This window comes from Actinoplanes sp. NPDC089786, assembly GCF_040684855.1.
In the GTDB taxonomy this organism is placed as follows: Bacteria; Actinomycetota; Actinomycetes; order Mycobacteriales; family Micromonosporaceae; genus Actinoplanes.
This window is the reverse complement of the sequence record NZ_JBFBGU010000018.1, coordinates 154,004-178,405: the sequence shown is the minus strand read 5'-3', so window position 1 is coordinate 178,405 and position 24,402 is coordinate 154,004. Positions and strand designations below refer to the sequence as shown.

Below are 24,402 nucleotides of genomic sequence, written 5' to 3'. Positions count from 1 at the left end.
AGGGGTGAGGAGGTGTCCGGGTGGACGTCGACGCCGGCCACGGCGCCGCGCTCAGCCGCGGGCACAGTTCCGCGCCCCGAGAGACAACGCTCTCACAGCGGCTCCGCTCCTTTCTGAGTTTTCAGGGAGGCAGCGATGACGACCCGGTCACCAAGCTGACCCGAACCCACCGCACCATCCATCCGTCGGCCGACGCCGGCGTGTTGCGGCGCGGCTTCAACATCGCCGAGAACATGCACCGCGGTCAGATGCGCAAGAGCGGCGAGCCGTACATCACCCATCCGCTCGCCGTCGCGCAGATCTGCGCCGAGCTCGGCATGGACACCACCACGCTGGTCGCGGCGCTGCTGCACGACACGGTGGAAGACACCAGCTACACGCTCGAGGCGCTGACCGGCGACTTCGGCCCCGAGGTGGCCCACCTGGTCGACGGCGTGACCAAGTTCGACAAGGCGTTCTACGGCAAGGCGGCCGAGGCCGAGACGATCCGCAAGATGATCGTCGCGGCCGGCAAGGACGTCCGGGTGCTGGTGATCAAGCTGGCCGACCGGCTGCACAACATGCGCACGCTGGGTGTCCGCTCCCCCGCCTCGCGCGCCCGCATCGCCACCGCCACGCTCGACGTGCTCGTGCCGCTCTGCGACCGGCTCGGCATCCAGGCCCTCAAGCGCGACCTCGACGACGTGGTGCTGTTCCACCTCGAGCCCGATGCCTACGCGCGCATCGAGGAACACGTGAACAACCGCCCCGGCTGGTCCGAATACCTGCACAACGTGATCGGCAAGGCGCGCACCTCGTTGCGCCGCCAGCGGGTCACCGCCGACGTGCACTGGCGGCCCCGGCACTACTACTCGATCTGGAAGGACACCGTCGCCGGCGGTCACGCGGTGCCCCTCGACCTGCCGCGCATCGCGGTCGTGGTCGACGGCCCCGACACCGACTGCTACGCCGCGCTCGGCGCGATCCACGGCCAGTGGCGCCCGGTCGCCGGCCGGTTCAAGGACTTCATCGCCTCACCCAAGAACAACCTCTACCGGTCGCTGCACACCACGGTCACCGGGCCCGACGGCAAGCTGGTCGAGGTGCTGATCCGCACTCAGTCGATGCACCGCTGCGCGGAATACGGGGTGGCCGCCGGCTACCGCTACCCCAAGTCGTCCTTCGGCACCGACGCGATCCCCGGCACCGACCAGCTCACCTGGCTCAAGCGGGTGCTCGACTGGGAACAGGACACCACCGACCCGCTGCAGTTCCTGGCGTCGCTGCGGTGCGACCTGTCCGAGGGGCAGATCCAGATCTTCGCGCACGGCAACACGGTCGAGCTGCCGGCCGCCTCCACGCCGGTCGATCTGGCCTATGAACTGAGCCCCGAGAAGGGTGAGCAGTGTCTGGCCGCGACCATCAACGGTCGTCTCGCCCCGCTCAGCTCGCAGTTGCACGACGGCGACGTCGTCGAGATCTTCACCGAGACCGACGGTCACGTGGACGCCGAGCCCAACGCGCCGCGCGGCCCCCGCAAGGAATGGCTCGGGTTCGTCAAGTCGAGCCAGGCCCAGATGCAGATCAACAAGTACTTCGCCGAGGACAACGAGCCCGGCATCAGCATCGCCGACAAGATGCGCCTCGGCCGCGCCACCATCGGGCTCACGCTGCGCAAGCACGACCGCGGCCTGGCCAGCGAGGTGCCGCTGCGCCGGCTGGCCGACGACCTCGGCTACCCCGACCTCGAGACCATGCTGGTGGCGGTCTTCGAGCGCACCCTCGACCCCGACATGGTGGTCGAGCAGCTCATCACGCTCGTCGACCACCCGGACTGATTCGTCCGGCCGCCCGATAGCCTGGCCAACGTGAAGATCCCCCGGCGGCTGCGTGGCTACGGCTACCGCGCCTTCTACCAGCTGCCCGGTCGCGCCCGCCGCTTCCTGGTCCGCCTGGCCGGCCCGAAATACCTGGTCGGGGCGGTGAACGTGATCCGGTCCCCGGGGCAAGACCGCATTCTGCTGCTCCTCCAGCCACCGGGCCGGGGCTGGGGCCTGCCCGCCGGCCTGCTCAAGAAGCATGAGCAACCGGCCGTCGGCGCCGCGCGTGAGCTGTTCGAGGAGTCCGGGCTGCGGCTCGACCCGTCCGCGCTGACGCCGGGCCAACCGAACGCGATCGTGCACGCGCTGGGCTGGATCGACCTGGTCTTCTTCGGCACGGCGCCGGACGACGCCGTGTTCAAGGTGGACGGTGGCGAGGTGTTCGAGGCCCGCTGGTGGCCGGTCGGCGAACTGCCCCGGCTCACGCCGAACACCGAACTGCTGCTGGGCGTGTACGGCATCGGCCCGTCGGCCGGCCGCGATCCGGCCGACAGCGCCGGGGTGGACTGGTGACCGCCGCCGTCTGCGCGGTGATCCTGGCCGCCGGCGAGGGGCAACGACTCCGCCCGCTCACCACCCACCTGCCGAAGGCGCTGTGTCCGGTCGGCAACGTGCCCCTGCTCGACCGGGCGCTGGCCCGGGTCTCCGCCGCCGGTGTCGCCGCGGTCGCGGTGAACGCCTCCTATCTGGCCGGTCAGGTCGTCGCCCACGTCGGCGCCCGAGCTCATCTGTCGGTCGAGCCGGACGGCCCGCTGGGCACCTCGGGCGGCGTGGCCGAGCTGCGCGACTGGATCGACGGCCGCGGCGTGCTGGTCGGCAACGCGGACGCCTACCTGTCCGACCCGTCCCGTCCCCCCGGCAAGGACATCGCGGCGCTGCTCGACGGCTGGTCCGGCTCGTCGGTCCGGATGCTGGTCCGGCCGCTCCCCGACGGCGAATCGGGCGGCTTCAGCAACCACCGCTTCGCCGGCTTCTCGCTGCTGCCCTGGTCCCGGGTCCGCGACCTGGTTCCGTCGCCGGCCGGCCTGGTCCGCGACGTCTGGCGCCCGGCCGAGGCCGCCGGTGAGCTCGAGCTGATCCCGTTCGAGGGCACCTACCTGGACACCGGCACGCCCCCGCTCTACCTGGCGGCCAACCTGCACGCCGCCGGCCACCGCAACCTGATCGCCCCCAGCGCCTCGGTGTCCGGAACCTGCACGTCCGCGGTGATCGGCGCCGACGCCACGGTGCACGGCACGGTGACCCGCTCGGTGGTCCTGCCCGGCGCCACGGTCGGCGCGGCCGAGGTGCTCACCGATGCGATCCGGGTCGGCACCCTCACCATCCCGGCCGCTCTTCTTTCTTGAAGGGTGACCACTCACCCAGAATGAAGGGTGCGCGGCTCTGTTCTGGCCGCCCCGCGGCCTTGGAGCCGCGCGCCCGGCCTCGGCGGGAGCTGCGGTCTGAGCCACCCACCCAGGCACGACATCAATCTTTTGATCTTGCTCTGGGGCGGTTGACACCGTTGGCTAATGGCATTAGCTTTAGGCTATGAACAGTAGCCAGTTCCTCCCGGTCAACGGCGGCACCATCGCGTACGAGGTCAGCGGCGAAGGCCCGCTCGTCGTGCTCGCGCACGGCATGGGTGACAGCCGCAACGCCTACCGCTTCGTCGTGCCCCAGCTGGTCGCCGCCGGTTACCGCGTCGCCAACGTCGACGTGCGCGGCTGCGGCGAGTCGAGCGTCGGGTGGCCGTCCTACACCCGCACCGACATCGCCGGCGACCTGCTCGCGGTGGTGCGACACCTCGGCGGCCCGGCCGTGCTGGTGGGTCACTCGATCTCCGGCGGCGCCGTCACCATCGCCGCGGCGCAGGCCCCCGAGCTGATCGAAGGCATCGTCGAGCTGGCCCCGTTCACCCGCAAGCAGGCGATCAACCTGGGCGACCTGCGGGCCAAGACCTACCGGGCCGGCATGCTCCGGCTGGTGCTGACCGGCGTCCTCGGCAGCGTCAAGTGGTGGCACCGCTACTTCGACGTCGCCTACCCGGGCCGCAAGCCGGCCGACTGGTCCGACCAGCTGCGCGACAACGCGGCCATGCTCGGCGAGCCGGGCCGGATGAAGGTCCTCCAGCGGATGGGCCAGACCCCGGCCACCGACGCCGGCGCCCAGCTCGGCAATGTTCGCTGCCCGGCCCTGATCGTCGAGGGTTCGCTCGACCCCGACTGGGCCGACCCGCGCGCCGAGGGCGAGGCGATCGTCGCGGCCCTGCCGTCCGGCGTCGGACAGCTCGCGATCATCGAGGGCGCCGGCCACTACCCGCACACCCAGTACCCGGACGAGACCGTCGCCCTGCTGCTGCCGTTCCTCAAGGCGTACGCCCGTGCCTAGAGCCGGCCTCGACCGGGCGGCCGTGGTCGCGGCCGCCGCCGTCCTGGCCGACGAGGTGGGCCTGGCCAACGTGACGATGGGCTCGGTGGCCGAGCGGGTCGGCGTCCGCGCGCCGTCGCTCTACAAACACGTCGGTGGCCAGGCCGACATCACCCGCCGGGTCGCCACGCTGGCCCTGACCGAGCTGGGCGACGCTCTGCGCGACGCGCTCCAGGGCCGCGCGGGCCGGGAGGCGCTGGCCGCCGCCGCGCGCACGATCCGGGCCTACGTGGTCGAACATCCGGGGCGGTATGCGGCCACGACGGTCCCGCCGGACGATCCGGCCGCGGGGGCGCGGGTGTTCGACTCGCTGGCGGCGGCGCTGGCCGGCTATCGGCTCGAGCCGGGCGGCGCGGTCCATCGGATGCGCCTGCTGCGCACGCTGTTCCACGGCTTCGCGTTGCTCGAGGTGGCCGGCGGCTTCCAGCTCGACACCGACGTCGACGAGAGCTTCGAGTGGATCATCGGCTTCGTCGACCGCGGGCTCCGTACCTAGAACCAGGTCGTAGCCGGGTGGGTGGTGCAGACCGTCGCTCCCGCCGAGGGTCGCTTCGCTCCACCGGCGTGCGTGGTCACCCTTCCTTGTGGTGGTCGAGCAGCTTGGACAACAGGTCGGTCAGCTGCCGGCCCTCCTCGGCGGACAGCGGCGCCAGGAGCTCGGCCTGGGTCTCGGCCAGCCGTTTCTCCAGTCGCCGGAGCTGCCGCCGGCCGGTGGCGGTCGGCGAGACGATGTTGCGGCGCCGGTCGGCCGGGTCGGTGGCCCGTTCGACGAGGCCGGCCTCGGCCAGCGCGTTGACCGTGGCGACCATGTCACTGAGGTGGATGCCGCTCCGCCGGCCGAGCTCGGCCTGACTGGCCGGGCCGTGCTGCTCCAGCGTCGCCAGCACCCGGTAGTGGTAGCCGCGGGCGTTCACCGACGAGAACCCCTCGGTCACCAGCCGATGCGCGTGACCGGCCAGTTGCGTGAGCAGCCAGCTGGGCAGCCTCTCCCAGTTCTCCATGTGATCAGCCTAACCACACGTTGACCGGATAAACGTTCGTGCGTCTAACGTTAGGGCAACTAATGATTCACTCGGGGAGAAGCCATGATCACGCCGTTCCGGATCGACATCCCGCAAGCCGACCTCGACGACCTGGCCGACCGGTTGGCCCGCACCCGCTGGCCCAACGAGGTCGCCGGCGCGGGCTGGGACTACGGCTTCCCGCTGGCGCGGCTCCAGGAGCTGGCCGACCACTGGCGAACCGGCCACGACTGGCGTGAGCACGAGGCCCGGCTCAACCGGCTCCCCCACTTCAGCACCGAGATCGACGGCCAGAACATCCACTTCATCCACGTACGGTCGGCCGACCCCGACGCGCTCGCGCTCGTCCTCACCCACGGCTGGCCCGGCTCGTTCCTGGAGTTCCTCGACGTCATCGAGCCGCTGTCGCGCGACTTCCACCTGGTCATCCCGTCCATCCCCGGGTTCGGTTTCTCCGGGCCGACCCACGAGCGCGGCTGGGACATCGTCCGCGTCGCCCGGGCCTGGGCTGAGCTGATGCGACGGCTGGGCTACCGGCGTTACGGCGCCCAGGGCGGCGATTTCGGCGCGGGGATCTCCACCTCGCTCGGCGCCGTCGCCCCCGGCCAGGTCGCCGGGGTCCACGTCAACTACCTGCCGACCCGGCCGGTCGCCGGCGTCGCCCTGTCCGAGGCCGACGAGGCGCGGCTGGACAAGGTCCGGCAGCTGATCGCCAACCGCCCCGCCTACCAGGTCCTGCAGGCCACCACCCCGCAGACCATCGGGTACGCGCTGACCGACTCGCCGGTCGGCCAGCTGGCCTGGATCGCCGAGCGCTTCGCGGCGTGGACCGACCCGCGCTCGCCGATCAGCGACGATCGGATGCTCACCGACGTCTCGCTGTACTGGCTGACCGCCACCGCGGCGTCCTCGGCCCGGCTGACCCGCGAAACCCCACGTGGGGCGGCGGCGTGCCCCGTGCCGGTCGGCGTGGCGGTGCTGCCGCACGACATCACGCAGTCGGTGCGGCCGCTGGCCGAGCGGCTCTACGACATCAGGCACTGGTCGGAGTTCGAGCGGGGCGGCCACTTCGCCGCGATGGAGGTGCCGGAGTTGCTCGCCGAGGACGTGCGGACCTTCTTCCTCACCACGCCCGGCGTCCATAGTAGATTGCCGCGGTGACGACAACCTCCGAAGCCGTGTCCCGGGCCGCCCGGCCGCCTCGCTCCTGGGAGACCCAGACCGTCGGCGTGCTGGTGGCCATCGCGGCGTCCGGCCTGCTCGGAGTGATTCTGCTGGCCACGCAGGTGGGGCTGTGGGCCTACCTGCGAAACGGCGGAACCACCACCGTGTCGGCGCTGGTGGTGTTCGTCATCGACAACGCGGGCCCGTTCGACGTGCTCTACGTCCTGCTGGTGATCGCCTACCTCGGCGCGTACTTCTGGTGGCGGCACCAGACCCGGGAGATGCTCCGCCGGATCGGTGACTTCACCGGCGGCGCGACCGTGCACTGGGCCGTCGTCGCGTGGGGTCTGCTGCTCGGGGCGGGGTTCTACATGACCCCGGGCATCTCCACGACCGGGACCACGGCCGACGAGCTGGCCACGATGTTCGGGTGGTTCGCGGTGCGGACCGTGCTGCGGCTGGCCGCGCTGGGAATGCTGTTCCTCGGGGTGCGGCAGATCCGCGATCAGGTACGCCGGGAGGTCGCGACGTCCGGTGTGGCGCTCCGGCTCGGCGAGCTCGGCGGGGAACGGACCGCCCGGACCACCCCGCTTCTCGCGCCGATCGCCGCCGCGGCCACCGATCACCTTCCGGTGGCGGACGACGAGTTCTGGGCGAAGGCCGGGCGGCTGGCCGCCGAGCGGAACGCCGACCTCGCGGTGCTGGAGGCCGTGGATGTGGTGGCGCGGCGGTGGGCGCTGATCCCGGCCGGCGGTGACGCGACCGCGGTGCGGGCGGCCATCCCGGCCGGCGCGGTGGTCACGGTCTTCCCGGTACCGCCGGCCCAGACCGAGATCGAGGGGTACGAGCCACCGGCCGCCGACGCCTACCACGGCTTCCTCGAGGACGGTGCGAGCGGCGCCCTGTGGTTCCAGTCGGTGACGCCCAAGCGGGTGCCCGCGTTCCTGGCCCGGGCCCGCAACGCTCGGCGGTGGGCGCTCTACCCCGTCGACGCGGCCGACGCCCTCACCGCGGTGGCGTCCGCGTCAGCGGAACGGTAGGGCCACGTCGCAGATCAGGTCGCTCGGCGCGGCCGTGTCGACGTCGGTGTCGTAGCGGTACACCTCGCGCGGCGGGGCGGCGACGGCATGCCCGCGGTCACGGACCCAGCGCCGGACCGAGTCGTAGACGGACAGGATCTGCGGCGCCTCGAAATGGCCCTTGATCACCGGGATGTACGCCTCCCGGTGGGCCGGCTCGCTGCGCCCGGCCGCGTCGGGACGCACCGGCAGGCACACCTCGACCGGGCCGTCGTCGTCCTCGCCGACCGGGCCGTGGAACACCACGAACCGCGGGCCGGCCGCTCCCCCGGCCCGGTCGGCCAGGGCGGTCAGGCGGGCGGTGGCCTCGCGGATCCAGACCAGCTCGGCCGACGTGACGTAGCGCATCTCGGTGACGACATGCTGCTCGGCGACCTCGCGGACGGCCACCGGCCACGAGCCCTCGGGCGGCGCCGGGGTCTCGGCGGACAGGTTACGGACCAGGCGGTCGGCGAGTTCCCGCTGCGCGGCCAGGCGGCGTTCCACCGCGGTCCAGTAGCCGGCCAGGCGTTCGGCCGCCCGCGGCCCCGGCGCGTCGACGATCTCGGTGATCTCGGTCAGCGGCATGTCGAGGCGGCGCAGCAACGCGATCAGACGGCCGGCGTACAGCTGGCGGCTCGCGTACCGCCGATAGCCGGTGCCGTCCACCACCTCGGCCGGGCGCAGCAGACCGATCCGGTCGTACAGCCGGAGAGCCCGGATCGACAGGCCGGACCGGCGGGCGAACTCGCCGATCGTCAGCAACCCGGGCCCGCCCGGCATCAGCTCACCGGGAACGCGACGTCGAACACCTCGTCGGAGCCGGCGGCGGCCCCGAAATCGATCCAGTAGGTCTCCCGCGGCGCCCGGGCGACGGCCAGCCCGTTGTCGGAGATCCACTTCTCGACCGCCTCGTACACGCCGCCCAGCTCACCCGACGTGACGAGGGCCTTGGTCACCCGCGCGTACGCCTCACGGTGGGACGGAATCGTCCGGTCACCACCGGACGGCACCGTGGCGCACACCTCGACCGGCGTCGGCCCCTCGTTCGGATTGCCCTCGTAGATGGCCATCAGCAGTGGTTCGTCCGGGCCCGGCCGCTCCAGGAACGGCCAGTCCGTGGTGCCGAGCAGACCGCCCGCCTCCCGCGCGCGTTCCGCCACCCGGGCCATCGCGCCCGGCAGCCAGTCGAGCAGCTCGGCCTGGGTGACGCTTCTGGTCTCGCTCACGACGTGCTGTTCCGGCACATCCCGCAGTCGAATCTCGGTCATGATTACCTCCCGCCACGATGATGGGGTCTCCCCTTGTGTCAGGGTCAAGCGATCATGCCAGCCAGTCACCGTCACGCATGACGGCGCGGCCCGGCAGCTCGTTCAGCTCGCGCCAGGCCTGAATGCGTTCGGGGCGGAGGATCAGGAAGGCGTACGCGTCGCCGGCCGTACGCGGATCCCAGTCGTTCTGGGCCGCGTACGCCTCGCCGATCGCCCCCGCCTCCTGGTTCGGCACCGTGCGTTCCAGCCGGGCGTCGATCAGCACCACGTCGCGGGTGCCACCCAGCGCCAGGCGGGCGATGCCCCCGGCGATCAGGTTGCGGGCGGTCGGCGTGCTCGTGTCGGTGGCGAGCACGATGCGGTCGTCGTGCCAGGCGGCCGTCAGCGGCACCAGACAGGGCCGGCCGTCGGCGGCGGTGGCGACCCAGACGTCGGCCACCGGCGCGCTCAGCTTGGCCAGCACGTCCGCCTTACGCTGCGCCCTGGTCCTCGGTTGCTCTCCCACCCTCACACAATAGGTAACGTGGCCGGATGCGATCACGCTCCGGAGAGATGTGGTGGGGAGTCGCCGTCGAGGCGCCCGACCCGCCCGCGCTGGCCAGGTTCTACGCCGAGCTGCTGGACTGGCCGATCGTGCACGAGGAGCCCGGTACGTCGGTGCTCGGCGCCCCACCGGCCGGCGGCTCGTTCCTCGTCTTCCAACAGGCCGACGGGTACGAGGCTCCGGTGTGGCCGCCCGCTCCCGGCGCCCAGCGCGCCATGACCCACCTCGACTTCCAGGTCGGCGACCTCGCGTCCGCCGTCGCCGACGCGGTCGACCTGGGCGCCAAGGTGGCCGACTTCCAGCCGCAGGACCACGTCCGGGTCCTGTTCGACCCGGCCGGCCACCCGTTCTGCCTGTGCCAGACCGATTGACCCGGGAGGCGTGGTCGTGGCGACGGTCGTGATCGTCGGAGACGTGGGCGGCTTCTCCGAGCAGTTGGCCCGGCCATTGGCCGAGGTCCCCGAGGACGCCGTGGTCGTGCAGGTCGGCGACCTGGTCGACCGGGGGCCGGACGCTCACGTGAAGAACCATCAGCGGCTGACCGCCCTCCGCGCGGCCCACACCTACCGGGCCGGGCCAAGCCCGGATGCCCCGGCGAAGTTCCACTGCTCGGGCAGGGTGCCGCCGCACACCGCGCAGGTGAAGTCGCCGTCCCGGACGATGTTGCGCTCGCCGCAATGCTCGCACCGGCGGAACGTGATCAGGTCGGTGTAACGGCCGGGATGGGCAATGCCCGCGCGCTCGAGGGACGCCGCCACGGCCGGCCAGGAGTCGGGATCCGGGCAGTAGCCGGTCGACTGGTTGCTCACCGCTGAGACGTCGGTGCCGTCGAACCCCATCTCCCCCGCGGCCAGCACATCCGCGCCCTCCGCGCAGGCGACATGCTCACTGCGCCGTGGCGCCAGCCTCAGCACCCCATCCAGGGTCACGACGAAGGTGGCCGGCTCACCCGGCTCGGCGTCGGCCAGCCACCGCTCGAGATCAGCAACGCCCCTGATGCCGGTGCCCGTGCCGCCACCGGCCGCCCGGCGAACATCATCCGGCCCGACATACCGATAGCGCCGCCCCATGGCCCGAGACGCTAACAACCGGAGCGGCGGCACGGGTTGGATTTTTCGGGCTTCGAGGGTGAGCACTCACTCAGAATGAAGGTCACGCGGCTCTGTTGTGGACGCGCCAGCGGCCAGGAGCCGGGTGGCCGCCCTCGGCGGGAGCCGCGGTCTGCACCACCCACCCCGATGCGACATCACGATCTTGATCCTGATCTTGAATGTGGGTGGCGCCGAGGAGAAACCGCCTCGGTGGAAGCGGTCTGGTCGACAGGGGGACGATCGGATGCCGCGGGATGATTGGATGTTCTTGTGAATACTGCGATCGTGCACATCGACTGTGCCACCGATTCGATTCCTGAGGTGGCTGAGGCCCTGGCCGCTCAGGACGGGGTCAGCGAGGTCTACTCGGTGGCCGGCAACGCCGACCTGATCGCCATCGTGCGGGTGCCGCACTTCGATGACATCGCCGAGGTGATCGCCGGGCGGATCTCCAAGACGCCGGGTGTGGTGAATACCGAGACCTATGTGGCGTTCCGGGCGTATTCCAAGCATGACCTGGAGGACGCCTTCGCGATCGGGCTGCCCGACGCCGACTGAACCGCGAGCATGCGAAGGGCCCGGGAGGTGAACTCCCGGGCCCTTCGTGTTGCGCCGTGGCTCAGCGGCCGGAGGTGATCTCCTCGCGCTTGTCCGGAGCGGTGACCGGCGGGACGGCCGGGGACACCGGCGCCTCGATCGGCTGCTCGACCGGGAAGAAGAAGCCCTTCACCGCGGGCGCCAGGGCGCCGAGGCGGTTCATCTTCTTCGGGACGACCCACCCGGCGTAGTCGAGCGGGACCGGGTGGCCATGGCCGTCGACCGGGCCGAGCGGCTGGTGGACCTCGTAGAACCGGCCGTCGGGGGCCCGCTTGATGATGCCGGTCTCGACACCGTGGGCGAGCACCTCGCGGTCGTGTTGCTGGAGGCCCAGGCAGACCCGGACGGCGATGAAGTAGGCCAGTGGCGGCAGAAGCACCAGGCCGATGCGGCCGCCCCAGGTCATCGCGTTCAGGCTGATGTGGAACTTGTCGGCGATCACGTCGTTGCCGCCGGACAGGGTGGCCACGAAGAAGAACGTGAAGGCCATGAAGCCCAGGCCGGTGCGCTCGGGCGCGTCACGGGGGCGCTGGAGCAGGTGGTGTGCCCGGTGGTCCTTGAGGCGCCGGGCCTCGATGAACGGGTAGGCCATCGGCACCGTGGTCAGCGCGCCGAGACCGACCACGGCGGGCCAGAACAGCGGCGGGATGCTGTAGCCGTCGCCGATCGGCAGCGTGATCTGCCAGGCGGGCATGAGCCGGACCAGGCCGTCCATGAACATGACGTACCAGTCGGGCTGGCTCGCCGACGACACCTCGGAGGCGCGATAGGGGCCGAACAGCCAGATCGGGTTGATCTGGAACAGGCCGGCCATCAGGGCGACCACCCCGAAGACGGCCATGAAGAAGCCGCCCTGCTTCAGCGCGTACCGCGGGAACATGCGCTCGCCGACCACGTTGTGGTTGGTCCGCCCGGGGCCCGGCCACTGGGTGTGCTTCTGGGCGAAGACCAGGCCCAGGTGCACGCTGATCAGCGCGAGCAGGCCGCCGGGGATGAGCAGCACGTGGGCGATGTAGAAGCGGCCGATGATCAGGTGGCCGGGGAACTCGCCGCCGAAGACCGACGCCGAGATCCAGGTGCCGGCGATCGGGATGGACAGCATGATCGCCGAGGCGATGCGGAGGCCGGTGCCGGAGAGGCCGTCGTCGGGGAGCGAGTAGCCGGTGAAGCCGGCCAGGAAGCCCAGCAGGAACAGGGCCATGCCGATCGCCCAGTTGGCCTCGCGCGGCTTCCGGAACGCGCCGGTGAAGAAGATGCGCGCCATGTGCACGACGATGGACGCCATGAACAGCAGCGCCGCCCAGTGGTGCATCTGCCGCATGAACAGGCCGCCGCGCACCTCGAAGGACAGGTTCAGCGACGATTCGTACGCCGCCGACATCTCGACGTTGCGCAGGCCCGGGTAGGCGCCGTTGTAGGCCACTTCCTTCATCGACGGGTCGAAGAAGAGGGTCAGGAAGACGCCGGTGAGCAGCAGGATGATGAACGAGAACAGGGCGATCTCGCCCAGCAGGAACGACCAGTGGTCAGGGAAGACCTTGTTGAGCAGCCCGCGCAGCGGCGTGGCCGCCTTGTAGCGGTCGTCGAGACCCTTGCCGACATTGGCCGGGACCTGGGTCACATCGAATTTCCGGCGCTTCATGGCCGCTCCCAGAAGTCGGGTCCAACAGTCTCCCGGTAGTCCGAACTTGCCACAAAGAAGCCCTCCGCGTCCACCGAAATCGGCAGCGCGGGCAGCCTGCGACTGGCCGGGCCGAAGATCGGCCGGGCGTTGTCGGTGATCAGGAACTGCGATTGGTGGCAGGGACAGAGCAACCGGTTGGTCTGCTGCTCGTACAGGCTGGCGGGGCAGCCGGCATGGGTGCAGATCTTGGAGTACGCGACGTAGTTACCCCACATCACGCCCTTGTTGCGCGCGTCGTTCTCGGTCGCCTGGCGGGTCGCCTCGGCGTCCTGGTCGCGCAGGTGGATGAGCAGCGTCGGCGAGTCGGCGTACTCGTTCGTCGCGCCACCCGGGATGCCCGGGAAGACGGTGAGCTGGCCGCCCACGCTGACGTCGGAGGGCCGGATCGGGGTGCCGTTGGGCCGGGTGAGCCGGACCAGCTTGCCCTCGTTCGCCACCGGGTCGAAGCCGGTGTGGAACATGATCGGCTCGTCGTCCTTGTGTGGATTCTCGATCAGCCCGCCGATCAGCGGCGCCGCGGCGACCAGGCCGAGCGGCGCCAGGCCGAGCCCGATCGCGCCCTTGAGCAGCGGCCGGCGCTGCACGCCGAGCTCGTCGACCATGTAGGCCATGGTCTGGCCGGTGATCAGCCGGTCGTCGTCGCTGGACGGCTGGTCGTGCCGGTCCTGGATCGAGACCTCGTGCGGCAGCAGCTTCTTGGCCCAGGAGAGGATCGCGAAGCCGAGGGACAGCAGCGAGATGCCCAGCGAGATGCCGAGCACCGCGGTGTAGTAGTCGTTGATCTGGTGGCCCAGCTCGTACTCCCACGGCCACCAGATGTATGCCACCAGGAAGACCAGCGCGCCGGCGCCGGAGAGCAGGAACAGCAGCGCGATGTTGCGCACCACCCGCTTCTCGGCCTTGGAGTTGGCGCCCTGGAACTGCGACTCGTACGTGACGATCTCGATGTCGTCCCGGCGAGCGCCCTCCTTGATGATCTCGAAGCGCGACAGCCGGGGGTCCTGCACGTCGACCGGCTCGGTGCCGGAGTCGTGCGTACCGTCGTGCACAACCGTCATGACTTCCCCGCAATCCAGAGGGCCACGAAGACGAGAATGGTGATGCCGATGACGAAGATCGCCAGGCCCTCGGTCACTGGACCATAGCGCCCCAGGTTGAACACGCCGCCCGGGTCCTTGTCCTGCTGGAGCTGCAGATTGACGTACGTGATGATGTCGCGCTTCTCGTCGGGCGAGAGCTCGTTGTCACCGAACACCGGCATGTTCTGCGGGCCGGTGAGCATCGCCGCGTAGATCTCCTCGGGCGTCGCGTCGTGCAGGCTAGGCGCGTACTTGCCGGAGGACAGGGCGCCGCCGCCACCGCCGAAGCCGTGGCAGGAGGAGCAGTTGACCCGGAACAGCGCGCCACCGGCGGACAGCGCGTCGGGCTTGTTCTCCAGGTTCTCGACCAGCTCGCCGGACGGCAGCTGGGGGCCGCCGCCGATCTCCTGGATGTACTGACCGATCTGCTTGGTCTGCGCCTCGTCGAACTGCGGCGCCTTCTCCTCGGCCTGGGCCTCCTGCCGGGTCATCGGCATGCGGCCGGTGCCGACCTGGAACTCGACGGCGGCCGAGCCGACGCCGATCAGGCTCGGGCCGCGGTCGGTGACGCCCTGCGCGTCGCGCCCGTGGCAGGTGATGCAGCTGTTGTCGAACAGCGCCTTGCCCTCTTGCGCCGAGGCGGTCAGCGTGCGGTCGTCCTCCGCCGCCGCGTTCGGCGTGAACGCGGTGTAGACGCCGCCGGCCAGGGCCAGGGCGGCGATCATCCGGACCGCGGCGCCGAGGCGGCGGCGCGCACGGCTGGGTGCGCTGCGCTTCCGGGCGAAGACCCGGAAGCGAGGGCCGCCGTGGGGGTCAGAAGTCATCTGCGGTCGTCCTCTTGTGTCGAACCTTGCTCACGGACGGGCGGGCGAGGGTCCATGGTCACTGCAGCCAATAGATCATCGCGAACAGCGCGATCCACACGACGTCCACGAAGTGCCAGTAGTAGGAGACCACGATCGCCGAGGTCGCCTGGGCCGGCGTGAACCGGCCCATGGTCGTCCTGATCATGTAGACGATGAAGGCGATCAGACCGCCGGTCACGTGCAGACCGTGGAAGCCGGTGGTCAGGTAGAACATCGAGCCGTAGCCGTCGGCCTGGAGCGTGATGCCCTCGTGCGTGACCAGGTTGCGGTACTCGTTCGCCTGGCCGAGCACGAAGATCAGGCCCATCACGAAGGTGACCGTGAACCAGCGTCGCAGCCCGAACACATCGCCCTTCTCGGCCGCGAACACACCGAGCTGGCAGGTCACCGAGGACAGCACCAGGATCACGGTGAACGTGGTCGCGTACGGGATGTTCAGCGCCTCGGTGTGCTCCTCCCACAGCTGCGGCGCCGCCGCCCGGATGGAGAAGTACATCGCGAACAGCGCCGCGAAGAACATGAGCTCGCTGGAGAGCCACACGATGGTCCCCACGCTGACCATGTTGGGTCGGGTCAGCGAGTGAATCCTGCTCTTGTCGATGGCTGAAGCCGCAGTCACGGGCTCATTATTGCCCCGCGATCAGGACAACATGTCGCGGGGGGCCTAATCCGGCGTGTGTCGCGCCCCGGTATAACGATCACCACGACGGGAGGCCTAGCCTCGAACGGTGCATCTCGCCGAAATGCCTGCTCTCCTCGCCGACGCGGGGAATACTGCGCCGCCCCCGTTCACCGTCGGCGCGATCTTCACGCAGATCCACCTGACCAGCCTGATCGCCCTGTTCATGGTGGTGGCGGCGGCCGTGTATCTCTACGGCGTCCGGCGGCTGCGCCGGCGCGGGGACGCCTGGCCGGCCGGTCGCACCATCGCCTTCCTGGTGGGCGGGCTGGGCTCGATCGCCGCGGTCACGGTCACCGGGGTCGAGGCGTACGACACCACGCTGCTGTCGGTGCACATGATCCAGCACATGGTGCTGTCCATGGTGGGGCCGATCTTCCTGGCGCTGGGCGCTCCGGTGACGCTTTTCATGCGTACGGCCGGAGCACGCCCGCGAAAGAAGCTGGTCAGCCTGCTGCACAGCCGCCCGGTGAGCGTGATCACCTTCCCGCTGGTCGCGTTCGGCCTGTTCGTGGCCAACCCGTTCGTCCTCTACTTCACCGGCCTCTACCGGGCCACCCTGGAACACGCCTGGCTGCACGAGCTGGTCCACGTGCACTTCATCGTGACCGGTTGCCTGTTCTTCTGGCCGCTGCTGGGCCTCGACCCGCTGCCCAACCGCTGGCCCTACCCGGCCCGCGCGCTGCTGATGGTGCTGTCGGTGCCGTTCCACACGGTCCTCGGGCTGACGATCATGCAGAGCACCACGCTGCTCGGCGGCGACTGGTACCCGAACCTGGCCCTGGCCTGGTCCGACCCCAAGAACGACCAGGTGGTGGCCGGCGGCATCCTGTGGGCCGGCGGCGAGGTGGTCAGTGTCACGATGCTGGGCATCCTGGTGCTGCAGTGGATCAGGCAGTCGGAACGTGAGGCTCGCCGCGTCGACCGCCAGCTCGACCGCGAGGAGGCGGCGGCGGCCTCGCGCGGCCCGGAGGCCCCGGCGGAATAGCCGGTTCGCTACGATCAGCAGGCAGCTACGACCCTGGGAGCGCGGGGAATCATGAGCGACAAGTACACCGTCCTGCTCTACAGCGACGACGTCGCCGTGCGCGACAAGATCCGGCAGGCCATCGGCCCCCGGCCCGCGGCCGATCTGGCGATCGAGTTCGCCGACGCGACGACCTGGGAAGATTGCCGCAACCTGCTCGACACGTACGAGATCGATCTGATGATCCTCGACGGCGAGGCCAACCCGGCCGGCGGCATCGGGATCGCCCGGCAGACCAAGGACGAGTACGCCGACCCGCCGCCCACCTGCGTGGTGATCGCCCGGGCCGCCGACCGCTGGCTGGCCGCGTACGCGCAGGTCGACGCCACCCTGCTCTTCCCGCTCGACCCGGTGACCACCGGCCAGACCGTGGCCGGCATGCTCCGCGCCCGGCGCAACGGCGCCATCCCGCTGGGCACCATGGGCAAGCTGGGCTGACGGGTCATGGCCGACCGCACCTGGCCCAACCTGCTGAGCAGCGTGCTCGCCGGCACCGACCTCGACACCACCGACACCGCCTGGGCGATGGGCGAGATCATGGCCGGCAACGCCACCCCGGTCCAGATGGCCGGCCTGGCCATGGCCCTGCGGGCCAAGGGCGAGACGCCCGGTGAGCTGGCCGGCCTGGTCGAGGCCATGCTGGCCGCCGCCACGCTGATCGAGCTGCCCGAAGACGTCCGGGCCGACGCGGTCGACGTGGTCGGCACCGGCGGCGACCGGGCCCACACGGTGAACATCTCCACGATGGCCGCGATCATCGTGGCCGCGTCCGGCGTGCGGGTGGTCAAGCACGGCAACCGGGCCGCCTCGTCCAAGTGCGGCACGGCCGACCTGCTCGAGTTCTTCGGCATCCCGCTCGATCTGGGCCCGCGCGGCGTGATCCGCACGGTCGCCGAGGCCGGCATCGGCTTCTGCTTCGCGGCCCGCTACCACCCGGGCATGCGGCATGCCTCGGTCACCCGCCGCGAGCTGGGCGTTCCCACGTTCTTCAACATGCTCGGCCCGCTGACCAACCCGGCCCGCCCGCGCTCGGCCGCGGTCGGCTGCTTCGACCTGCGGATGGCCCCGGTGATGGCCGAGGTGTTCGCGCGGCGGGGCGACACCGCGGTCGTGCTCCGCGGCGAGGACGGCCTGGACGAGTTCACCACCGCCGCGCCGACCCGGGTCTGGCTGGCCCGCGACGGCAAGGTCGAAGAGGCCCTGGTCGACTCGACCGAGCTGGGCCTGCCCCGGAGCCGGGAAGGCGACCTGCGGGGCGGTGACGCGCCGTTCAACGCCGACGCGGCCCGCCGCATGTTCGCCGGTGAGCCGGGCCCGATCCGCGACGCGGTGCTGCTCAACGCGTCGGCCGCGCTGGCCGCGCACGCCGGCCTGCCGGGCGACTTCCGCGAGACGCTGCGGTCGGGGCTGGTCCGCGCGGCCGAGACCGTCGACGCGGGAGCGGCCACCGCCCTGCTCGACCGCTGGGTGACCGTGGCCCAGGCCGCGAAGGCCGAGGAAGGCTGAGACGCGACACGCCGCGCCACATACCACGCTTCACCTGCGGTTCGTGGCAGCGTCGACAGCACAACCGGGGAATTCCACCTTCCGACGAGGAGAGGAGCCACCCGTGGGAGACCGTGAACTGCGCTGCGTCATCTGTGACCGCGACATGATGTTCGAGGTGCCGCCCTGCCCCGACGGGCATGAGGACGACTGTCCCGAACTGCTGTGCACGCGTTGTGGCGCCGCCGAGATGCTCTTCCCGCTGTCCTTGCGGGTCCGCCGCTTCCACGGCGTCGCCCCGCAGCAACGCCGAGCCGCCTGATCAACGAGCAAGGCCCGCGCTTCGAGAAGAAGCGCGGGCCTTGAAACGTCAGCAGATCAGTGTTCGGCCGGGTGCCGGGTGCCGGTGTAGTACTCGAAGATCATCGCGGACGCGGTGACGATCACCAGAATCAGGCCCAGGGCGATCAGCCACCACATCCAGAACACCAGGCCGAGGCCGGCGATCGAGGCGGACAGCGCCACACCGAACGGCCAGTAGCTGCCCGGGCTGAAGAAGCCGATCTCGCCGGCGCCCTCGGCGATCTCGCCGTCTTCCCGGTCTTCCGGACGCAGGTCGATGCGGCGGGAGACGAACCAGAAGAAGCCGCCGCACATCGCGCAGAGCAGGCCGGAGAGGATCAGCGCGACCGTGCCGATCCACTCGACCCCGCCGCTGGCCCCGTTGGTCCACGTGCCGTAGACGGTCGCCGCGGCCCACAGGAAGGCGGCGACGCCGGCGAAGATCTTGTATTCGGTCTTCAACTCAGGCCCTTACTTTCCCGCGGTGATCTGCGTCTGGCCGGACTGGTTCCAGCTCTGGCCGTGCCGGCGGGTGTCGAACGGCTGAGTGGTCGTCGCGTACCGGTCGGCGCCGGTGAAGCCGATCGCCTCCATCGCCGAAGCGGTGTCCGCGCCGCCCTTCTTGGCCGCCAGGAACTGGTCGAACCGGGTGGGCGAGACCACGACCATCTCGAAGTTCATGAACGCGTGGTAGGTGCCGCACAGCTCGGCGCAGTGGCCGACGTAGCGGCCCTCCTTGTCGAGGGTGACCTCGAACTGGTTGCGCACGTTGCCCGGGAACACGTCGCGCTTGAAGAGCAGCTCGGGCACCCAGAACGAGTGGATGACGTCGGGGCTGGTCTCCTCGAACCGGATCTTCTTGCCGGTGGGCAGCACCAGCAGCGGGATCTGGTCGTCCGACCCCAGCGTGGAGGCCACCGTGCCGGCGTCCTTGCCCACGCCGTCGCGGTAGTTGAACTGCCAGTTCCACTTGAACGCGACGACCTCGACGACCTGGTCGGGATTGCGCGAGAGCTTGTCGACGTCGGTCTGCACGATCGCGGTGTAGTAGAAGAGCACCGCCACGATCAGCACCGGCGTGACCGTGTAGAGGATCTCCATCGGCATGTTGAACCGGGTCTGCACGGGCAGCTCGTCGCCGCGCTTGCGGTACCGGATGATGCACCAGAAGATCAGGCCCCACACGAAGAAGCCGACGACCAGCGCGGCGATGACCGAGCCGATCCAGAGGTCGTACATCTTGTGGGCCTGCAGGCTGACACCCGGTCCCGGCCAGCCGAAGTGGCCGAAGCGCTCGCCGAAGTCGACCAGCGAGCAGCCGGACAACAGCGCCAGCAGCCCCGCCGCAACAGCGCCGAGCCCGACGATCCGGGTGGCCCGTGGCCGAGCGGTCCTACTCTTTACGCCCACGTGCTCCATGCCTCCCAATCAGCGTCGTCCCCGTTGCTGAACCGGACACCGACGCCCAGGCGTTACCGACGGTCGCAGACTACTCGACCTGGCCCTACCGACCCGTTGCGGGGTCCGATCTTCGCGCCCCCGGACACGTGGCGGACGCCTGCTCTCAACAACCGGACGATACCGTTTCCCAGGTGGAAAACAGCGCCGATCCGGTCGGTGCGGCGTCGTACTTCGACGCCGCGACCGCTACCCCCCTGCATCCCGTCGCGCGGGAGGCCTGGCACGCCGCCCTGGAGGACGGGTGGGCCGACCCGGAACGGCTCTACGCGAGCGGGCGGCGGGCCCGCCGGCTGCTGGAGGCGGCGCAGGCCGCGGCGGCTGAGAGTCTCGAGGTACGCCCGGACGAGCTGTCCTTCTGGCCGTCCGGCACGGCCGCCCTGCACGCCGGCGTCCTGGGCGGCCTGGCCGGGCGGCAGCGGGCGGGCTCGACCCTGGTCCACTCCGCGATCGAACACTCCGCGGTGCTGCACATCGCCGCCGCGCACGGCGACTCCGCCTCGGTCGGTGTCGATCTGCTCGGGCGGCTCGACCTGGAGGCGTGGGACCAGGCGGTGTCCGCGCCCGGGGTCGCGCTGGCCAGCCTGATCAGCGCCAGCCACGAGGTCGGCACCGTGCAGCCGATCGAGGTGGCCGCCGCGTACTGCGCCGAGGCCGGGGTTCCGCTGCTGGTCGACGCGGCTCAGACGCTCGGCCGGGCGCCGGTGCCGGAGGGCTGGTCGATGCTGGCCGCCAGCGCGCACAAGTGGGGCGGCCCGCCCGGGGTAGGACTGCTGGTGGTGCGCAAGGGCGTTCGCTGGCGGTCGCCGTACCCCGGTGATGATCTTTATCGTCCCCGGTCGCCGGGCGCGGCCGACGTGCCGGCCATCGTCGCGGCCGCGGCCTCGCTGCGGGCCGTGCTGGACGAGGCGGACACCGAGGCGAAGCGGCTGTCCGCGCTGGTCGAGCGGATCCGGACCGAGGTCGCCCGGACCGTGCCGGACGTCGAGGTGGTCGGCGACCCGGACAACCGGCTGCCCCACCTGGTGACGTTCTCCTGCCTGTACGTGGACGGCGAGGTGCTGTTGCACGCGCTGGACCGCGCCGGGTTCGCGGTCTCCTCGGGTTCCTCGTGTACGGCGTCCACGCTCCAGCCGAGCCACGTGCTGGAGGCGATGGGCGTGCTCAGCCACGGCAACGTGCGGGTGTCGCTGCACCGCGGCACGACCGCCGACGAGGTGGAACGCTTCCTGGCGGTGCTGCCGGGGCTGGTGGCCGGCATCCGGGCGGAGGCGGGGATGTGACCGAGATCGACTGCCGGGGCCGCCGCTGCCCCATTCCGGTGATCGAGCTGGCGCGGTTCTTGAAGAACGCCGAGATCGGTACGGAGGTCCGGGTGCTCGCCGACGACCCGGCCGCCGCCAACGACATCCCGGCGTGGTGCAGGCTCAAGGGTCAGGAGTTCCTCGGAGCCTCCGGCCCGGCGGCCTTCGACGTGCGAAAGATCACTTAGACCCACGTCCACATTCGCCTCGCGAGGCCACGCCCCGGCAGCGAAAGATCACTGAGTGAGGTACGCGACCACGGGCGCCGTCGGGTCGCGGGCCAGGAACGTGTCCACGACCAGGCGCGGTCCCAGGTAGGGCTCCCACTCGGCCTGCCGCTCGAGCACCCGCACCCAGTCGGGAATGCCGTCGTGGTCGCGGGTGGCGTAGCGCGCCTCGACCCGGCGGCGGTGCTCGGCGTCGTCACCGCAGACCACCTCGACCACCCGCAGCCGCACCTTCTGGCGCTCGGCCAGGTCGACCCAGAGCTGGCGGGCCGCCCGGACCGGGTTCACCGCGTCGATGATCACGCTGTGCCCGACCCGGAGCTGCTCCTCGGCCAGGGCGGCCACCACCCCGTAGGCCGCGAACCCGGGCCGCTGCTCGGTCACCTGGTAGCGCTGGAGGGTGAAGTCGACCGTGTCCACGGCGAGCACCGCGGCCGGCAGAGCGCCCGCCACCTGCGCGGCGAGCGTGCTCTTGCCGACACCGGGCAGCCCGGCGAACACCGCCAGCACGGACATGGCGCGATCAGGCCGGCAGGTGGGACTTGATCTCGGCGGCGGCCTCGGACCCGTACGAGTCGGCGAAGCGCTTGGCGAAGTCGTCGCCCTTCACCTCGTACTCCTGGCCACCCGCCGTCTCCAGCACCAGGGCCGCCACCAGCGAACCCACCTGGGCGGAGCGCTCCAGGCCCAGCCCCCAGCTGATGCCGCTGAAGAAGCCGGCCCGGAAGCCGTCGCCGACGCCGGTCGGGTCGGTCGCCAGCACGTCGCGGGCCACCGGCACGTGGATCCGGTCGATGCCGTGGCCGGTGATCTCGACCCCGTCCTTGCCCAGCGTGGTGACCCGGATCTTGACCTGGTCGAGCACCTGGTCGCCGGTCAGGCCGGCCTTGGTCTCGAGCATCGAGCGCTCGTACTCGTTGGTCAGCAGGTAGTCGGCGCCCTGGATCAGCGCCATCACGTCGCTGCCCTCCATGCGCGCGAGCTGCTGGGACGGGTCGGCGGCGAAGGCCAGCCCGCGGGTGCGGCACTCCTGCGAGTGGCGCAGCATCGCGGCCGGGTCGTTCGCGCTGATCAGCACCAGGTCGAGGCCGCCGGCGCGGGCCGCGACCGGGCCCAGCTCGATGTTGCGGGCCTCGGACATCGCGCCGGCGTAGAACGAGGCGATCTGGTTGAGGTCGTCGTCGGTGGTGCAGACGAACCGCGCGGTGTGCGCGACCTCGCTGATGTGCACCGAGCCGCAGTCCACCCCGTGCCGCTCGAGCCACGACCGGTAGTCGGCGAAGTCGGCGCCGACCGCGCCGACCAGGATCGGCGACAGGCCGAGCAGGCCCATCCCGTACGCGATGTTGGGCGCCACCCCGCCACGCCGCACCACCAGGTCGTCGACCAGGAACGACAGCGACACCTTGTGCAGCTGGTCGGCGATCAGGGACTCGGCGAAACGGCCGGGGAAGTGCATCAGATGGTCGGTGGCGATCGAGCCGGTTACGGCGATCTTCATGTCGGCCCTCGATGTCGTGAACGGGGGGTTGCCCGGCGAGCCTACCGGCACCGGCCCTCGGACGAGAAAAGGCCGCCCTCCACGCGGAGAGCGGCCTTTTCCGTTGCTGTCAGTGGAACGAGTCGCCACACGCGCACGAGTTCTGCGCGTTCGGGTTGTCGATGGTGAAGCCCTGAGCGTCGATCCGGTCGGCGAAGTCGATCGTCGCGCCGGCGAGATACGGAGAGCTCATCCGGTCGACCACGACCTCGACGCCGTCGAAGCCGGCCACGATGTCGCCGTCGAGCGAGCGCTCGTCGAAGAAGAGCTGGTAGCGAAGACCCGAACAGCCACCCGGCTGCACGGCGATACGCAGGCGCAGGTCGTCGCGCCCTTCCTGTTCGATGAGGGCCTTGACCTTGACAGCGGCAACGTCGGTCAGGGTGACGCCGGTCGGCGCGGCGACCGTGGTGGCCTCGGTCGACTCGGTGTGCGCTTCAGTGGTCACTGCGGATCTCCCAGCTTGCGGACGGTGTTCTGCCGTTAGTCAGCAACGCTAACCCTGTTGGCGGAGATTCCCAATCCAGGAGATCGGAATCACCCGAGGCCGGAAATCACCTGCTCCATTGTCCCGCCAGCCGGGCGCCGATCTCGCGCAGCCCCCGGGCCGGCTCGGCCAGCGCCTGCTCGGTGCCGCCGAAGTGGTCGACCAGCGAGTGCGTCTCGGTCACACCGGCCGCGGCCGCCTCACGCATCCCGGTCTCCACCCGGCCGGCCACCACCACGCAGGCCAGGCCGCGGTCCCGGGCGCCGTTGGCCACGCCGGCGGCCACCTTGCCCCGCAGGCTCTGGTGGTCGAACGAGCCCTCGCCGGTGATCACCAGGTCGGCCCGGTCCAGCTCGGCCTCCAGCCCGATCGCCTGGGTGATCAGCGCAATCCCGGAGACCACCCGGCCGCCCAGCGCCAGGAGCGCCGCGCCCAGCCCGCCCGCCGCGCCGGCGCCGGGGGCGGTCCGCAGCCCGTCCACGCCCAGGTCGCGCTCGAGAATCCCGGCGAAGTGGTCGAGCGCGGCGTCCAGGCGGAGCACGTCCTCGCGGGAGGCGCCCTTCTGCGGGCCGAAGACGCTGCTGGCGCCGTGCAGGCCGGTCAGCGGGTTGTCCACGTCGGTGGCGGCGATCAGCGAGACCGGGCGGAGGGTGGGTGGTCCGGCCAGTTTGTCGGCCGAGATCAGGGGCGCGCCGCCGTACGGGAGGGCGAAGCCGACCACGTCCAGCGGGCCGGCGCCGAGCGCGGCGAGCAGGCCGGCGCCGCCGTCGTTGGTGGCGGAACCGCCCAGGCCCACGATCACCTCGGTCGCGCCGGCCTCGGCGGCGGCCGCGATCAGCAGCCCCAGGCCGTACGACGTGGTCGCGCCGGGATCGCGCTCCTTCTCGGTGAGCAGGTGCAGGCCGCAGGCTTGAGCGCTTTCCACGTACGCCGTGGTCCCGGCCAGCAGCACCTCCCCCGCCGCCGGCCGGCCCAGCGGATCGACGGTCCGCACCGGCAGCCGGGTGGAGCCGTCGATCGCGGCGGCGAGCACCTCCACGAACCCCGGGCCGCCGTCGGCCAGCGGCCGCAGCACCGTCTCGTCGTCGGGCCGGGCCGCCCGCCAGCCCTCGGCCAAGGCCTCCGCCGCGGCGGGGGCGGAGAGCGTGCCGGCGAACTTGTCGGGGCAGATGAGTACGCGCACGGGGTGACCGTACAGGCGACGCTCAG

The 24,402-nt window shown here is 70.9% G+C and carries 30 protein-coding genes; 15 read left to right on the top strand and 15 right to left on the bottom strand.

Annotation, left to right across the window (positions count from 1 at the left end):
• The first annotated feature begins 20 nt into the window (after positions 1-20).
• The 5 genes from AB0O15_RS35930 (at position 21) to AB0O15_RS35910 (ending at position 4,764) form a co-directional block, all read left to right on the top strand.
• The gene (locus tag AB0O15_RS35930; protein WP_364328325.1) at positions 21-1,817 is read left to right on the top strand and encodes an HD domain-containing protein; all 1,797 of its coding nucleotides are present in this window, start codon (positions 21-23) and stop codon (positions 1,815-1,817) included.
• A gap of 30 nt (positions 1,818-1,847) precedes the next feature.
• Complete coding sequence (locus tag AB0O15_RS35925; RefSeq protein WP_364328322.1) at positions 1,848-2,372, top strand: NUDIX hydrolase; 525 nt, start codon at positions 1,848-1,850, stop codon at positions 2,370-2,372.
• Positions 2,366-3,205, top strand: coding sequence for a sugar phosphate nucleotidyltransferase (locus AB0O15_RS35920; protein ID WP_364328413.1), 840 nt, complete (start codon positions 2,366-2,368; stop codon positions 3,203-3,205). The genes AB0O15_RS35925 and AB0O15_RS35920 overlap by 7 nt, the downstream gene beginning before the upstream one ends.
• A gap of 184 nt (positions 3,206-3,389) precedes the next feature.
• Entirely contained in the window at positions 3,390-4,229 is an 840-nt protein-coding gene (locus tag AB0O15_RS35915; RefSeq protein WP_364328319.1) for an alpha/beta hydrolase, read from the top strand.
• Entirely contained in the window at positions 4,222-4,764 is a 543-nt protein-coding gene (locus tag AB0O15_RS35910) for a TetR-like C-terminal domain-containing protein (protein ID WP_364328316.1), read from the top strand. The genes AB0O15_RS35915 and AB0O15_RS35910 overlap by 8 nt, the downstream gene beginning before the upstream one ends.
• 76 nt (positions 4,765-4,840) lie before the next feature.
• Here the strand turns inward: AB0O15_RS35910 and AB0O15_RS35905 are convergent, their stop codons facing one another.
• A complete protein-coding gene (locus tag AB0O15_RS35905) occupies positions 4,841-5,269 on the bottom strand; it encodes a MarR family transcriptional regulator (protein WP_364328313.1) in 429 nt (142 codons plus the stop codon).
• Positions 5,270-5,353: 84 nt separating this feature from the next.
• On the opposite strand from AB0O15_RS35905, the gene AB0O15_RS35900 reads away from it, so the two are divergent.
• Positions 5,354-6,451, top strand: a complete 1,098-nt coding sequence (locus AB0O15_RS35900; RefSeq protein ID WP_364328310.1) for an epoxide hydrolase family protein — start codon at positions 5,354-5,356, stop codon at positions 6,449-6,451.
• A complete protein-coding gene (locus tag AB0O15_RS35895; protein WP_364328307.1) occupies positions 6,448-7,494 on the top strand; it encodes a hypothetical protein in 1,047 nt (348 codons plus the stop codon). Before AB0O15_RS35900 ends, AB0O15_RS35895 begins: the two co-directional genes overlap by 4 nt.
• On the opposite strand, the gene AB0O15_RS35890 is transcribed toward AB0O15_RS35895, so the two are convergent.
• From AB0O15_RS35890 to AB0O15_RS35880, 3 genes are read right to left on the bottom strand one after another with little or no spacing between them, the layout of a single operon-like run.
• Positions 7,480-8,295 carry a MerR family transcriptional regulator gene (locus AB0O15_RS35890; RefSeq protein WP_364328305.1) on the bottom strand — a complete coding sequence of 272 codons (816 nt, stop codon included), beginning with the start codon at positions 8,293-8,295 and terminating at the stop codon, positions 7,480-7,482. The two genes, AB0O15_RS35895 and AB0O15_RS35890, sit on opposite strands and share 15 nt — an antisense overlap.
• Complete coding sequence (locus tag AB0O15_RS35885) at positions 8,295-8,783, bottom strand: GyrI-like domain-containing protein (protein ID WP_364328302.1); 489 nt, start codon at positions 8,781-8,783, stop codon at positions 8,295-8,297. Before AB0O15_RS35885 ends, AB0O15_RS35890 begins: the two co-directional genes overlap by 1 nt.
• A gap of 52 nt (positions 8,784-8,835) precedes the next feature.
• Positions 8,836-9,288: a pyridoxamine 5'-phosphate oxidase family protein gene (locus tag AB0O15_RS35880; RefSeq protein WP_364328299.1), complete on the bottom strand. Its 453-nt coding sequence runs from the start codon at positions 9,286-9,288 to the stop codon at positions 8,836-8,838.
• Positions 9,289-9,314: 26 nt separating this feature from the next.
• Between AB0O15_RS35880 and AB0O15_RS35875 the strand changes: the two genes are divergently transcribed.
• Positions 9,315-9,698 carry a VOC family protein gene (locus tag AB0O15_RS35875; RefSeq protein WP_364328296.1) on the top strand — a complete coding sequence of 128 codons (384 nt, stop codon included), beginning with the start codon at positions 9,315-9,317 and terminating at the stop codon, positions 9,696-9,698.
• Between the two features lie 192 nt (positions 9,699-9,890).
• On the opposite strand, the gene AB0O15_RS35870 is transcribed toward AB0O15_RS35875, so the two are convergent.
• Complete coding sequence (locus tag AB0O15_RS35870) at positions 9,891-10,397, bottom strand: hypothetical protein (RefSeq protein WP_364328293.1); 507 nt, start codon at positions 10,395-10,397, stop codon at positions 9,891-9,893.
• 291 nt (positions 10,398-10,688) lie between these two features.
• Between AB0O15_RS35870 and AB0O15_RS35865 the strand changes: the two genes are divergently transcribed.
• Positions 10,689-10,976 carry an Lrp/AsnC ligand binding domain-containing protein gene (locus tag AB0O15_RS35865; RefSeq protein WP_285680688.1) on the top strand — a complete coding sequence of 96 codons (288 nt, stop codon included), beginning with the start codon at positions 10,689-10,691 and terminating at the stop codon, positions 10,974-10,976.
• Between the two features lie 61 nt (positions 10,977-11,037).
• On the opposite strand, the gene AB0O15_RS35860 is transcribed toward AB0O15_RS35865, so the two are convergent.
• Genes AB0O15_RS35860 through AB0O15_RS35845 form a run of 4 tightly spaced genes read right to left on the bottom strand, consistent with a single transcriptional unit; the run spans position 11,038 to position 15,263 of the window.
• On the bottom strand, positions 11,038-12,657 hold the full coding sequence (locus tag AB0O15_RS35860; protein ID WP_364328290.1) for a ubiquinol-cytochrome c reductase cytochrome b subunit: 1,620 nt from the start codon (positions 12,655-12,657) through the stop codon (positions 11,038-11,040).
• Positions 12,654-13,757 (bottom strand): Rieske 2Fe-2S domain-containing protein, encoded by a 1,104-nt coding sequence (locus tag AB0O15_RS35855; RefSeq protein ID WP_364328287.1) that lies wholly within the window; start codon positions 13,755-13,757, stop codon positions 12,654-12,656. Before AB0O15_RS35855 ends, AB0O15_RS35860 begins: the two co-directional genes overlap by 4 nt.
• Positions 13,754-14,602 carry a cytochrome c gene (locus AB0O15_RS35850; RefSeq protein WP_364328284.1) on the bottom strand — a complete coding sequence of 283 codons (849 nt, stop codon included), beginning with the start codon at positions 14,600-14,602 and terminating at the stop codon, positions 13,754-13,756. Before AB0O15_RS35850 ends, AB0O15_RS35855 begins: the two co-directional genes overlap by 4 nt.
• 58 nt (positions 14,603-14,660) lie before the next feature.
• The gene (locus AB0O15_RS35845; RefSeq protein WP_364328281.1) at positions 14,661-15,263 is read right to left on the bottom strand and encodes a heme-copper oxidase subunit III; all 603 of its coding nucleotides are present in this window, start codon (positions 15,261-15,263) and stop codon (positions 14,661-14,663) included.
• A gap of 124 nt (positions 15,264-15,387) precedes the next feature.
• Between AB0O15_RS35845 and AB0O15_RS35840 the strand changes: the two genes are divergently transcribed.
• The 4 genes from AB0O15_RS35840 (at position 15,388) to AB0O15_RS35825 (ending at position 18,157) form a co-directional block, all read left to right on the top strand.
• A complete protein-coding gene (locus AB0O15_RS35840) occupies positions 15,388-16,311 on the top strand; it encodes a cytochrome c oxidase assembly protein (RefSeq protein WP_364328410.1) in 924 nt (307 codons plus the stop codon).
• A gap of 51 nt (positions 16,312-16,362) precedes the next feature.
• Entirely contained in the window at positions 16,363-16,788 is a 426-nt protein-coding gene (locus AB0O15_RS35835) for a hypothetical protein (RefSeq protein WP_364328279.1), read from the top strand.
• Positions 16,789-16,794: 6 nt separating this feature from the next.
• Positions 16,795-17,856, top strand: a complete 1,062-nt coding sequence (gene trpD / locus AB0O15_RS35830) for an anthranilate phosphoribosyltransferase (protein WP_364328277.1) — start codon at positions 16,795-16,797, stop codon at positions 17,854-17,856.
• Positions 17,857-17,959: 103 nt separating this feature from the next.
• Positions 17,960-18,157: a hypothetical protein gene (locus tag AB0O15_RS35825; protein WP_364328274.1), complete on the top strand. Its 198-nt coding sequence runs from the start codon at positions 17,960-17,962 to the stop codon at positions 18,155-18,157.
• A 56-nt stretch (positions 18,158-18,213) separates the two neighbouring features.
• Here AB0O15_RS35825 and AB0O15_RS35820 read toward each other — a convergent pair whose 3' ends face one another.
• Positions 18,214-18,639 (bottom strand): cytochrome c oxidase subunit 4, encoded by a 426-nt coding sequence (locus AB0O15_RS35820; RefSeq protein WP_364328271.1) that lies wholly within the window; start codon positions 18,637-18,639, stop codon positions 18,214-18,216.
• A gap of 9 nt (positions 18,640-18,648) precedes the next feature.
• Positions 18,649-19,596 carry a cytochrome c oxidase subunit II gene (gene coxB / locus AB0O15_RS35815; protein ID WP_364328269.1) on the bottom strand — a complete coding sequence of 316 codons (948 nt, stop codon included), beginning with the start codon at positions 19,594-19,596 and terminating at the stop codon, positions 18,649-18,651.
• Positions 19,597-19,769: 173 nt separating this feature from the next.
• On the opposite strand from coxB, the gene AB0O15_RS35810 reads away from it, so the two are divergent.
• Complete coding sequence (locus AB0O15_RS35810; RefSeq protein WP_364328267.1) at positions 19,770-20,918, top strand: aminotransferase class V-fold PLP-dependent enzyme; 1,149 nt, start codon at positions 19,770-19,772, stop codon at positions 20,916-20,918.
• On the top strand, positions 20,915-21,127 hold the full coding sequence (locus AB0O15_RS35805) for a sulfurtransferase TusA family protein (protein ID WP_364328264.1): 213 nt from the start codon (positions 20,915-20,917) through the stop codon (positions 21,125-21,127). Before AB0O15_RS35810 ends, AB0O15_RS35805 begins: the two co-directional genes overlap by 4 nt.
• 48 nt (positions 21,128-21,175) lie before the next feature.
• On the opposite strand, the gene AB0O15_RS35800 is transcribed toward AB0O15_RS35805, so the two are convergent.
• The 4 genes from AB0O15_RS35800 to AB0O15_RS35785 all read right to left on the bottom strand — a co-directional run bounded on the left by AB0O15_RS35800 (position 21,176) and on the right by AB0O15_RS35785 (position 24,376).
• A complete protein-coding gene (locus AB0O15_RS35800; RefSeq protein WP_364328261.1) occupies positions 21,176-21,682 on the bottom strand; it encodes an ATP-binding protein in 507 nt (168 codons plus the stop codon).
• Between the two features lie 7 nt (positions 21,683-21,689).
• On the bottom strand, positions 21,690-22,667 hold the full coding sequence (locus AB0O15_RS35795) for a carbohydrate kinase family protein (RefSeq protein WP_364328258.1): 978 nt from the start codon (positions 22,665-22,667) through the stop codon (positions 21,690-21,692).
• Between the two features lie 109 nt (positions 22,668-22,776).
• On the bottom strand, positions 22,777-23,154 hold the full coding sequence (gene erpA / locus AB0O15_RS35790; protein ID WP_364328256.1) for an iron-sulfur cluster insertion protein ErpA: 378 nt from the start codon (positions 23,152-23,154) through the stop codon (positions 22,777-22,779).
• Between the two features lie 106 nt (positions 23,155-23,260).
• Positions 23,261-24,376: a glycerate kinase gene (locus AB0O15_RS35785; protein ID WP_364328253.1), complete on the bottom strand. Its 1,116-nt coding sequence runs from the start codon at positions 24,374-24,376 to the stop codon at positions 23,261-23,263.
• Positions 24,377-24,402: the final 26 nt, after the last annotated feature.

Bases quoted from the DNA above. Each gene is read 5' to 3' on its own strand.
- AB0O15_RS35915 (WP_364328319.1), top strand. From the start codon at position 3,390: ATGAACAGTAGCCAGTTCCTCCCGGTCAACGGCGGCACCATCGCGTAC.
- AB0O15_RS35905 (WP_364328313.1), bottom strand. From the start codon at position 5,269: ATGGAGAACTGGGAGAGGCTGCCCAGCTGGCTGCTCACGCAACTGGCC.
- AB0O15_RS35900 (WP_364328310.1), top strand. From the start codon at position 5,354: ATGATCACGCCGTTCCGGATCGACATCCCGCAAGCCGACCTCGACGAC.
- AB0O15_RS35890 (WP_364328305.1), bottom strand. From the start codon at position 8,295: ATGCCGGGCGGGCCCGGGTTGCTGACGATCGGCGAGTTCGCCCGCCGG.
- AB0O15_RS35885 (WP_364328302.1), bottom strand. From the start codon at position 8,783: ATGACCGAGATTCGACTGCGGGATGTGCCGGAACAGCACGTCGTGAGC.
- AB0O15_RS35875 (WP_364328296.1), top strand. From the start codon at position 9,315: ATGCGATCACGCTCCGGAGAGATGTGGTGGGGAGTCGCCGTCGAGGCG.
- AB0O15_RS35870 (WP_364328293.1), bottom strand. From the start codon at position 10,397: ATGGGGCGGCGCTATCGGTATGTCGGGCCGGATGATGTTCGCCGGGCG.
- AB0O15_RS35860 (WP_364328290.1), bottom strand. From the start codon at position 12,657: ATGAAGCGCCGGAAATTCGATGTGACCCAGGTCCCGGCCAATGTCGGC.
- AB0O15_RS35855 (WP_364328287.1), bottom strand. From the start codon at position 13,757: ATGACGGTTGTGCACGACGGTACGCACGACTCCGGCACCGAGCCGGTC.
- AB0O15_RS35850 (WP_364328284.1), bottom strand. From the start codon at position 14,602: ATGACTTCTGACCCCCACGGCGGCCCTCGCTTCCGGGTCTTCGCCCGG.
- AB0O15_RS35840 (WP_364328410.1), top strand. From the start codon at position 15,388: ATGCCTGCTCTCCTCGCCGACGCGGGGAATACTGCGCCGCCCCCGTTC.
- AB0O15_RS35835 (WP_364328279.1), top strand. From the start codon at position 16,363: ATGAGCGACAAGTACACCGTCCTGCTCTACAGCGACGACGTCGCCGTG.
- trpD (WP_364328277.1), top strand. From the start codon at position 16,795: ATGGCCGACCGCACCTGGCCCAACCTGCTGAGCAGCGTGCTCGCCGGC.
- coxB (WP_364328269.1), bottom strand. From the start codon at position 19,596: ATGGAGCACGTGGGCGTAAAGAGTAGGACCGCTCGGCCACGGGCCACC.
- AB0O15_RS35800 (WP_364328261.1), bottom strand. From the start codon at position 21,682: ATGTCCGTGCTGGCGGTGTTCGCCGGGCTGCCCGGTGTCGGCAAGAGC.
- AB0O15_RS35795 (WP_364328258.1), bottom strand. From the start codon at position 22,667: ATGAAGATCGCCGTAACCGGCTCGATCGCCACCGACCATCTGATGCAC.